Raw genomic sequence first — 9,574 nt, forward strand, 5'->3', positions numbered from 1 at the left:
TTCTCAAACTGCGTTAGGGATAGCAGCGAAAAGCCCACAGTGACGACCGAAAGGAAGGAACGAGGACTTGTAGCGAAGAGCCCGACCTTATATAAAACAACAAGAGTAGCAGGATCAACTGCTACTCTTGTTGTTTTATATAAGGGAACGCCCAAATAAAATTTAATATTCCCATCTACGGGTTTTGTTTAATTCCTCTTGCTCTTGGATGATCTCTGCTGGTATTACTTTTAAGAACGATGCATGTTGTTCTATTGCATATTCTACTTTTTCTACAATTTCATCGATGGTGTCATTTGCATAATCTATATCAAGTGGCTCTTTGATGATAAACGACTGAAGAATACCTTTCTTTTTCATGCGCAATCCTTTATTTTAAAACTGACACCAAGATTTGATTAAAATAAATATGTAAATCAATTATAACGAATTGCGCGTACTGGAGATATCTTTGTAATTATATAGGACGGAATTACAAGTACAATTAAACAAACTATGACAGTAAGAACATTTAAAGCCATTATATAGGTCCAGTTAATATAAACAGGTGCTTGATTGACATAATAGTTTTCAGGTGGAAGTTGAATTACACCAAAGTGTTGCTGAATTAACAACAATGTAATTCCTATGAAATTACCCCAAAACAAACCTTTTACAATGAGATATGAAGCATTGTACAAAAATATTTTCCTAACAGACCAATTACTGGCACCCAAAGCTTTTAGAATCCCTATCATTTGCGTTCGCTCTAAAATTAAAACCAAGAGCGCAACAACCATGTTTATGGTAGCAACAAGAATCATGACAATAAGTATTACAATGATATTAAAATCAAATAATTTAAGCCATTCAAATATATAACTGTATTTCTCAGTAATGGTTTTTGAATCGAGCGTAGAACCTGTTTGTTCGTAAACCTGTTCCCCTATTGCTTCAATAGCATCAAAATCGTCAACAAAAACCTCAAATGAACCTACTTGACTTGACTTCCATTTGTTGATTTTTTGCATGTGCCTTATATCTCCCAAAATATAAGTGGCATCAAATTCCTGAAATCCCGAATTAAATATTCCAACAATATTAAAGTTCCTTAAGTTATACCCATTATCTTTCATGAAAAAGGTATTAAAAGAATCCCCTACTTTTAAATTTAAACGGTTGGCTATAAATTGAGAGATCACAACCTCTTCATTTAAAGATGCAATTGTATTCGGTATTCTTCCTTGAACCAAATACTCTTTTATATTATCCCACTTATAATCTTTTCCTACCCCTTTGAAAATAACACCCTCAAAAGCACTCTCAGTCCTAATGATTCCTGCTTTATTTACTACAGCTTGAATGTGTGTAACAGCGGGAACTGCTGAGAAATTTGGATAAAAGTCTTGTTTATTGGTAATAGGTACCAAAGTCATATCAGATTGATTGCTATCATAATTAGAAATCACTATATGACCATTAAAAGCGGCTACTTTCTCACGGATTTTTTGTTGCAACCCAATACCTGTGGCTACAGAAACAATCATCATAATCATACCAATTGCAATTGCCGAAATAGCAATTTTTATGATAGGCGATGAAATGCTACTTTTATAATCCTTAGATAAAACGAGACGCTTAGCGATGAAATATTCTAAATTCAAAGTAAAATGGACTTTTATGGGTTGAGAAACTAGTTTGGAATAAAATTATTACCTAGGACTATACTATAAAGGTAATTTTTTTTTCATCTCTTCTACAATATTGAAGGCAGCTGGACAAATAGTAACATTCACTAAAGTAAGACCGGTGATTTGCTGAAATTTTTTTCGATCAGTGTGCGGAAACTCCCTGCATGCTTTAGGACGAACATCATAAATCATGCAAGCATTATCATTATCTAAAAATGTACAAGGAACGCTTTGCAAAACATAATCTTTATCCTCATCTATTCGCAGATATTGATCAATAAATTGTTGTGGTTTTTGACGTAAATATTTTGAAACTCGTTCAATATCGGCATCTGTAAATAATGGCCCAGTGGTTTTACAGCAATTAGCACATTTTAAACAGTCCGTTTTTTTAAATTCAGCGTTGTGCAGGTCTTGCATTAAATAATCTAAATTCTTTGGAATCTTCTTTTTTAACTTATCAAAATACTTTTTGTTTTCGATATGCTTATCTTTGGCCTCTTTGGGAAGATTGATTATTATATTTTTCAAGTTGCAGATTTATAATTTGAATTACAAAAGTAACAAACTTGACATCTGAAAATGATAAAGATTTAAAAAAATGATGAAAGACCTTTTTGGCAGAGCCATTCTCGATTATGTTACAAATAATTCACCTGAAGATTTAATTACGGAAACTTCAATATCCGAAGAAGATGAAATGAATATTGCTTACTTGTTTCGTTCTCATGATGAGATGCCTCTTATTGAACAAAAAGCAATGCAATTATCAAAAGGACTTGTTCTAGATGTGGGTTGTGGTGCAGGAAGTCATAGTTTGTATTTACAAAACGAATGTAAACTAAACGTACAATCAATTGATATTTCAAATAACGCCATTGAAGCCTGCAAGCTTAGAGGTCTACATAATGCAACCGTACAGAACATTTTAGATTTAAACATCAATAAAAATGAAACACAGTACGATACCATTTTATTATTAATGAACGGAACAGGTATTTTTGGAACTATAAAAGAAATCCCTAAATACCTAAAGCAACTAAAAAGATTACTGAGCCATAACGGTCAAATTTTAATAGATTCTTCGGATATCATTTATATGTTTGATAACGATGAAGACGGAGGGAAATGGATACCTAGTAATGGCTATTATGGCGAAATAACATTTAAAATAAAATATAAAAACGAGATAGAGAACCCATTTCCTTGGCTCTATTTAGATTACAATACGTTACAAAATGCTGCGTACGCAAATGGATTTAAATGTGAATTAATTCAAGAAGGAGAACATTTTGATTATTTAGCAAAACTCACACATTTACCTTAAAAAAAATCTAATCAAACTAAAAAAACTGCATTATCAAATGCATGTTCTTATGGGATATTCAAATATTTATGTGTTTGCAAAGAAACGCGCCATTTTGGATTTTGCATCACATAATCTACGATTAATGGAGTCATTTCTTCTTTTTTACTCCATTCCGGTTGAAGAAATAAAATAGCATTAGCCGACACTTTTTCTGCTTGTTCTTCAGCAAAAATAAAATCATGCTTGTTATAAATTATTACTTTTAACTCATGAGCAGCCTCATAGACTGTTGAAGTCGGTAGTTTATTCTTCTTTGGCGATAAGCAAATCCAATCCCAAGAACCTGTTAAAGGATACGCACCAGAAGTTTCAATATGAACTTTTCTATTATTGTCATGCAATTTTTGCGTCAATAAAGTCATGTCCCACATTAAAGGTTCACCACCTGTAACCACAACAGTTTCTGCATATTTACTAGCATTACTTACAATTAAATCAACTGCAGTAGGCGGATGCAACTCTGCATTCCAACTTTCCTTAACATCACACCAATGACAACCTACATCACAACCGCCAATTCTAATAAAATAGGCAGCAGTTCCTGTATGAGAGCCCTCTCCTTGAATGGTATAAAATTCCTCCATCAACGGGAGCATTGCCCCTTTATTAACCTCTAACTGTATTTCTTTTGATAACATTCTGATTTTTTAAAGTACAAAGATAACGAATTTGAAAAGAGAAGCTTTAAAAACAATTGTCTAATATAAATTGTAGCTCATGAAACCTAAACATTGCTAACAAACAAAGATAAAGGCATAAAAAAACCGGTAGCAATTGCTACCGGTTTATACCATTATTTTGAAAAATTATTTTAAAATTTTCAAAGACTCAGATGCGTAACTATTTGCTGCATCAAGAGCAAGTGTTTTGTTGAAATATTCAATAGCTTTAGCTTTATCAGTATTTGCAAAACTTGCAGCTATATTATTGTAAGCTTCAATAAACTTAGTCTTAACAGCTGGTTTTGCAAGTTCAGCATCACCAAGAGCAGTAGTTTTAGCTACATAATCCTCGTAGTTTTTAACCATGACATCATCTTTTTCAAGCAATCTGTTTGCTCTAGCTCTGTAAAGGTAAGCTTCCAAATACGTTGGTGAAGCTACTAAAACTCTTTCAAATGCAGCATCAGCTTTTTGTAATGCAGCAGCATCAGCTTTACCTTCTTTGGCTTTGTTGATGTTTGCATAATAAATAGCTAAACCATAATACACGTTGTCATCAAGATAAGTAGTAGACTCTTTAGTATTAGCTCCAAACTCAAAGATACCAGAAGCTTCATTATACAATTTTTGAGAGAACATTTTTTTACCTACTTCACTTAAACTTTGAACAGCAAGCGGTTCCATTTCAACACCTTTTTTAATATCGGCTAAACCTTGAGTATATCCTGCTGGATCAACTGAAAGCCCGTCAGCACTAGTTGCTTTTTTAATTCTACTTAAACCTAAATTCAAATAATCTAAAGCAATAATTTTATTACCTGGTGTTCCAATAAAATCCTCTAAAGCTTTAATTGCAACATCTAAATTACCATTCTTATAAGCCGCATAACCTAAATAACGGTAAATTCTTGGATTCACTTTATCCAATTCACTCATTTTATTCGCTTCCACTTCAAGTGCAGCATAATCCTCAATTAAGATTAAGAAATCTGCACGACGCATTCTTGAGTTAAGTGAATAATCTGTCAAAGACATATACTTATCATAGTGACCTAATGCAATTTTATAATTTGCAGCAGCTTGTGATGGCTTATTACGAGCAATTTTATAATACGTTTCAGCTAATTCTCTGTAAACAGGACCATAATTTGGGTTTAACGCAATAACTTCGTCATACGCTTTTAAAGCTTCGTCATAAGACTTTGCACCTTTTAACAAAACACCTAACTGCATTTTTGCTTTTAATAGTGTATTATCTAACTGAAAAGCGCTTCTGTAAGCAACATAAGCCTCATTTTGTTTTCCATCACCATAATAAGCATCTCCAAGAGCTAATTGCAATTGCGCATCCTGATTGTTTTTAATAGCAGGATTGGTCAAAGTTGTAATAGCTGTTTTATAATCTGGTTTTTCAGCATTCATATATGCTCTTGCCACATAAATAAACTCCTGAATATCCTTCTTTTTCATATCCTTTAATGCAAGAGCAAACTTTGCTTGCGCTGCAGTTAAATCATTTTTATCCAAATCCATTTGGCCAAGACCAATATTATTTAGTCTTCCATCTTCTGAGGCAGTTAACCCTTTGTCAAAAAATATTTTTGCAGAATCCTGAATATTTTGTTCTAAATATACATTACCAAGAGTAAAAAATGCAGAACCATTTGTTGGTTTTGCTTTGATAATTGATTTCAAGATAGACTTAGCACTTTCGAATTGCTCTGCATCGATAGCTTTTTTTGCTTGATTAATATCTTGAGCTTGTGTAGTAAAAGCTGTTGCTAAAATAGCCACGCTCAATGTTGAGAATTTATTCATCTTAATTGTAGTTAATTTATTTTTCATCTTTTTGACTATTAGTTATTGTAAATTTCCTTGTGGGAATACGTACAGGTAACAAACCTGATTTTAATACTATTCTTTGTCCAATATCTCCGCCAACGAAGGATGCAAATCCCATACCTAAACCAGAGAATCCCTGACAATTTATTATATACAAATCACGTGCCAAAGGATACTTCTTCTCTGCTATATCATTTTGAGAAGGATAAAAATACCCATTACTTTTTAATCCTTTTACACTAAGGATACGTACCTTTTCTATAAAATCAACCATGGCAGGTTTAGGCTGCGTGAGCCAGTTAACACCTACAACACCTATCAAGCCATCGTTTGAAGCAACATGTTTAATTACTTCATCGTTTGTTTTAAATGAAAAAACACCATCTACAGGAATTGATTTAATTCCTGCTAAATCGCTTAAATACCTAACCGTACTTGAATTTAAATTATCAAATACCAAACCCTTAATTTTAGTCCCTGTTTTACCTTGCATAAAATGCAATACATCTTGTAACGCTACAAGAGAATCTTTATTATTTGCATTTGAAATAAAAGCAATTGCATCAGTAGCAAAGGGAGTAATTTTAGGATTGATTTTCCTTTGTTTAAATATCTTAATTTCTTCAGGAGTAAGATTCCTGGAAAGAATTGCAATAGTAGAAGTTTTATTGAAAAGTGTATTCAAAGTTTCAGCTTCAGATTTTGAAACCAAATTAATTTTTGCATCATACTCGCTTTCAAAAACAGCCACTTGGTCTTCAACAATAGGAGTTAATGTCTCATCTACATAAATTGTGGCATTACCCTTTAAGATAGTCTCTTCTTTATTTGACTTATTACACGAATAAAGCACCGCTACAAGAACCACTAAAGACAATAATAAAATAGATAATTTTTTCATAGACTAATTGTTGCTGTTTATAATTCTAAAAAACCTAAAGGATGCATACGATATCAATATAACACCAAATGCAACCCGATAAATCCTATCCATAGCTAACGGAAAGTTATTCATGAATATTATAAACAAACCTAAAATTAGATAAAGTAGAAAAAACAAAATTCCTAAAACAAGAAGAAATCGCTCTCTAAGCGATTTCTTCTTAATATTGTTTACTATGTTATTCAACATTATTCTGCAGATTGAATAGTAATAGGTAAAGAATATAAAACCCTTACTGGCTTACCATTTTGAACACCTGGAGACCATCTTGGTGATTTTTTCAATACACGAATTGCTTCTTTTCCAGTACCATAACCAATATCTCTAATAACTTTGATATCAGTTAAAGACCCATCTTTTTCAACAACAAATGATACGAAAACTTTACCTTTTAAACCTTCTTCTTCCGGTGTTACGTAATTTGTACCAACAAATTTGTAAAACTTATCCATCCCACCAGGAAAGTCAGGTTTCACTTCGATACCTGCAGTGCTATATACAGTGTTATCTGGAGCTTCCTCAACTACTGCAGCAGTACCTGTACCTACAGGCTCAACACTAAGAACAGCATCTGGATCTCCTTTGATTGTCTCAGCACCTAGCTTTTTGTCTTTAATTTCCTCTGTTTTTGGTGGCTCCTCAGTAACTTCTTCTGCTTTAGCCACAACTGGCTTAACAAACTTCACTTGATCCACTTTTGGTGGAGGTGGTGGAGGTGGAGGAAGGTTTTTCTTTACTTCTTCTTTTTTAGGAGGCAACTTGATACTAACAATTTTAGTATCTAAAGTGTCATCACCATCTGAAGAATCAGGAAGTAAACCTAAAATAAGTGGCATACTAACCGCAAAAGAAAATACTATTGCTCCTATTATAAGTGCTTTAGTAGCAGTACTGTTATTTGTTTTTCTAAGTTCGTAAGCACCGTATGCTTTGTTACGACCTTCGAAAACAATATCAAGCCATTGGTTTGTGAATATATCTAATTTCATTTTTCTTACTTATTAGGTTATTGAGTAATTAAAATTTTAATTACTTTCTAACAATTTTAATTCTTCTGGAGAGAAATCATTAACGATAGCGTTTGTAGGTACACCTACAATAGCCATTTCATCAAGTATATCTACTAAATTACGGTAATTTGATTTTTTACCCGGCTTAATGATAACGATTAAACCTTTGTCTTTATCTCCTGTATATTCAACTACTGATTTTTTTCTTTTTAATAACTCAGCACGAATACCTTCTTTACCGTAAGCAATCTCTTTAGGACCAGCTATAGGTGTAGCTAACAATCCCATGTAATACACCATTTTATTGTTGTCACCTAACATTACTGTTAACGTACGATTTTCATCTACTTTAATTGGTTTTTCCTTGGTTTTATCCTCTTCTTTATCTGGTAAACCCAGAGGCATCGATTGTGGTTTTGACAAAGTAGTAGTCAACATAAAGAACGTAATCAACAAGAAAGCTAAATCCACCATTGCAGTTAAATCTACTTTTGAGTTGGATTTTTTACTTCTTACCTTACCACCTTTTTTGCCATCACCGTCGCCAGTATTTAATTCAGCCATTTTAGTGTATTTTTTTAATTATTTCTCAGTTGCTCTCAAACCAGTAACCAAATTGAAGTTATTGATTTTTTGTTCTTGTAAAATATCCATTACTTTTTTAATAGCAGGATATTCTTCTTTTGAATCACCTTTTATAGCTATTTGCAATTCTTTGTCATTCACTTTGATATTTGCAATTCTAGAATTGTAGATCCATTCTTTTAATTGATTATCAAGAGAATCTTTAGGCACACCTGGCTGAACACCTGGTTTGTTTCGATCCGCAGTTTTCATTGCAATAAGCTGTTTCAAGTTAGCTATTGGAACTCCAATACCTTCCATCAAAGCAAATGTTTCAGTTTCACTATCAGTAAATTCAACACCATATTTTTGACCCATCAATTGCAAAGCTTCTTTACGAACTTCTCTACCTTTTAAATCATAAAATACTTTTCCTTTACCTATAGTAACGGTTGCTAAATTATCTTCTGGCAATTTAGACTGAACTGTTGATGCAGGGGTATCAACTGGCAATGCTTCAGGGATTTTTGCAGTTGCAGTCATTACGAAGAAAGACAACAATAAAAAAGCCACATCACACATAGCAGTCATGTCCGTAGACCCTGCTTTTTTCTTCATTTTTATAGCCATTAATATATTTTTTAAAATTTACAAGAAAGCAGTAGCAAAAATCTAGCTACTTTCTTGTAAAAGAAATTATTAATTATTTTTGAGCACTTCTGAAGTGTCTGTATGTGTTCACAATTGTATTACCAGCCTCATCAATAGAATAAGTCAAAGTATCAATTTTAGAAGTAAAGAAGTTGTAAGCAATAATTGCCAAAGCAGAAGTAGAGATACCTGTAGCCGTGTTAATCAAGGCCTCAGAGATACCATTTGCAAGAGCAGCTTGATCAGGAGTACCTGCAGCAGATAATGCACTAAATGCTTTAATCATCCCCGTTACTGTTCCTAACAATCCTGCAAGAGTTCCTAAAGATACCATTGTAGAAAGTACAGTCATGTGTTTCTCTAACATTGGCATTTCTAATGAAGTAACTTCTTCAATTTCTTTGTGGATTGTTTCAGCAGCAGCTTCACTATCAAAACCTTCTCTTTTAACCTCTTGGTATTTCAATAAAGCAGATTTTATTGGGTTAGCAACAGAACCTTTTTGTTTGTCACAAGCAGCAATAGCTCCTTCAATATTTCCAGCTTTAATATCTTTTTGTAAGTTAGTCATGAACTGATCAAGATTTCCTTTACCAGCTGCTTTTGAAATTACAGCATAACGCTCAAATGAGAACACAACAACCATTAAAAGTAATCCTAACAAAACTGGTACAATTGGACCTCCTTTGTATACCATTGCTAACATGTTTCCTGGCAGTGGATGACCTGTATTAACACCACCTTCAAAGTTAGAGCCATCACCCATTATGAAATTCCAAATTAACCATCCAACAAAGATACATGCTACAATAATGATTCCTGAAATCATTCCTCCTCCGTTCGCCGCTTTTTCTTTTTTAACG

General features: G+C 33.1%; 10 protein-coding genes and 1 pseudogene. 1 reads left to right on the forward strand and 10 read right to left on the reverse strand.

The window, feature by feature from the left end; all coding sequences use genetic code 11:
- Window positions 1-162 precede the first annotated feature (162 nt).
- From FPG59_RS10350 to FPG59_RS10360, 3 genes and pseudogenes are all read right to left on the reverse strand, one after another.
- Window positions 163-372 (reverse strand): annotated as a pseudogene (locus FPG59_RS10350) (1-acyl-sn-glycerol-3-phosphate acyltransferase); the annotation flags it as partial.
- Window positions 373-416: 44 nt separating this feature from the next.
- Window positions 417-1,643, reverse strand: coding sequence for an ABC transporter permease (locus FPG59_RS10355; RefSeq protein WP_086454529.1), 1,227 nt, complete (start codon window positions 1,641-1,643; stop codon window positions 417-419).
- 63 nt (window positions 1,644-1,706) lie between these two features.
- Window positions 1,707-2,201: a YkgJ family cysteine cluster protein gene (locus tag FPG59_RS10360; protein WP_086454530.1), complete on the reverse strand. Its 495-nt coding sequence runs from the start codon at window positions 2,199-2,201 to the stop codon at window positions 1,707-1,709.
- Window positions 2,202-2,274: 73 nt separating this feature from the next.
- On the opposite strand from FPG59_RS10360, the gene FPG59_RS10365 reads away from it, so the two are divergent.
- Window positions 2,275-2,997: a bifunctional 2-polyprenyl-6-hydroxyphenol methylase/3-demethylubiquinol 3-O-methyltransferase UbiG gene (locus FPG59_RS10365; protein ID WP_086454538.1), complete on the forward strand. Its 723-nt coding sequence runs from the start codon at window positions 2,275-2,277 to the stop codon at window positions 2,995-2,997.
- A 47-nt stretch (window positions 2,998-3,044) separates the two neighbouring features.
- Here FPG59_RS10365 and FPG59_RS10370 read toward each other — a convergent pair whose 3' ends face one another.
- The 7 genes from FPG59_RS10370 to FPG59_RS10405 all read right to left on the reverse strand — a co-directional run.
- Window positions 3,045-3,677 (reverse strand): 7-carboxy-7-deazaguanine synthase QueE, encoded by a 633-nt coding sequence (locus FPG59_RS10370; RefSeq protein WP_086454531.1) that lies wholly within the window; start codon window positions 3,675-3,677, stop codon window positions 3,045-3,047.
- 168 nt (window positions 3,678-3,845) lie between these two features.
- Entirely contained in the window at window positions 3,846-5,546 is a 1,701-nt protein-coding gene (locus FPG59_RS10375) for a hypothetical protein (protein WP_369596814.1), read from the reverse strand.
- Complete coding sequence (locus tag FPG59_RS10380; RefSeq protein WP_086454532.1) at window positions 5,536-6,444, reverse strand: PstS family phosphate ABC transporter substrate-binding protein; 909 nt, start codon at window positions 6,442-6,444, stop codon at window positions 5,536-5,538. The genes FPG59_RS10375 and FPG59_RS10380 overlap by 11 nt, the downstream gene beginning before the upstream one ends.
- A gap of 230 nt (window positions 6,445-6,674) precedes the next feature.
- Window positions 6,675-7,475 carry an energy transducer TonB gene (locus FPG59_RS10390; RefSeq protein ID WP_086454534.1) on the reverse strand — a complete coding sequence of 267 codons (801 nt, stop codon included), beginning with the start codon at window positions 7,473-7,475 and terminating at the stop codon, window positions 6,675-6,677.
- Window positions 7,476-7,511: 36 nt separating this feature from the next.
- The gene (locus tag FPG59_RS10395; RefSeq protein ID WP_086454535.1) at window positions 7,512-8,060 is read right to left on the reverse strand and encodes a biopolymer transporter ExbD; all 549 of its coding nucleotides are present in this window, start codon (window positions 8,058-8,060) and stop codon (window positions 7,512-7,514) included.
- A gap of 18 nt (window positions 8,061-8,078) precedes the next feature.
- A complete protein-coding gene (locus FPG59_RS10400; protein WP_086454536.1) occupies window positions 8,079-8,690 on the reverse strand; it encodes a biopolymer transporter ExbD in 612 nt (203 codons plus the stop codon).
- A 73-nt stretch (window positions 8,691-8,763) separates the two neighbouring features.
- The coding region (locus FPG59_RS10405) for a MotA/TolQ/ExbB proton channel family protein (RefSeq protein ID WP_086454537.1) at window positions 8,764-9,574 on the reverse strand (811 nt) is incomplete at its 5' end.

Origin of the sequence: Flavobacterium sp. FPG59, from assembly GCF_002150205.1 — a bacterium.
Lineage (GTDB): Bacteria > Bacteroidota > Bacteroidia > Flavobacteriales > Flavobacteriaceae > Flavobacterium.

What these genes read in the sequence shown, in the direction of transcription:
- FPG59_RS10365 (WP_086454538.1), top strand. Translation starts at nt 2,275, where the DNA reads ATGAAAGACCTTTTTGGCAGAGCCATTCTCGATTATGTTACAAATAAT.
- FPG59_RS10370 (WP_086454531.1), bottom strand. Translation starts at nt 3,677, where the DNA reads ATGTTATCAAAAGAAATACAGTTAGAGGTTAATAAAGGGGCAATGCTC.
- FPG59_RS10375 (WP_369596814.1), bottom strand. Translation starts at nt 5,546, where the DNA reads ATGAAAAATAAATTAACTACAATTAAGATGAATAAATTCTCAACATTG.
- FPG59_RS10380 (WP_086454532.1), bottom strand. Translation starts at nt 6,444, where the DNA reads ATGAAAAAATTATCTATTTTATTATTGTCTTTAGTGGTTCTTGTAGCG.
- FPG59_RS10390 (WP_086454534.1), bottom strand. Translation starts at nt 7,475, where the DNA reads ATGAAATTAGATATATTCACAAACCAATGGCTTGATATTGTTTTCGAA.
- FPG59_RS10395 (WP_086454535.1), bottom strand. Translation starts at nt 8,060, where the DNA reads ATGGCTGAATTAAATACTGGCGACGGTGATGGCAAAAAAGGTGGTAAG.
- FPG59_RS10400 (WP_086454536.1), bottom strand. Translation starts at nt 8,690, where the DNA reads ATGGCTATAAAAATGAAGAAAAAAGCAGGGTCTACGGACATGACTGCT.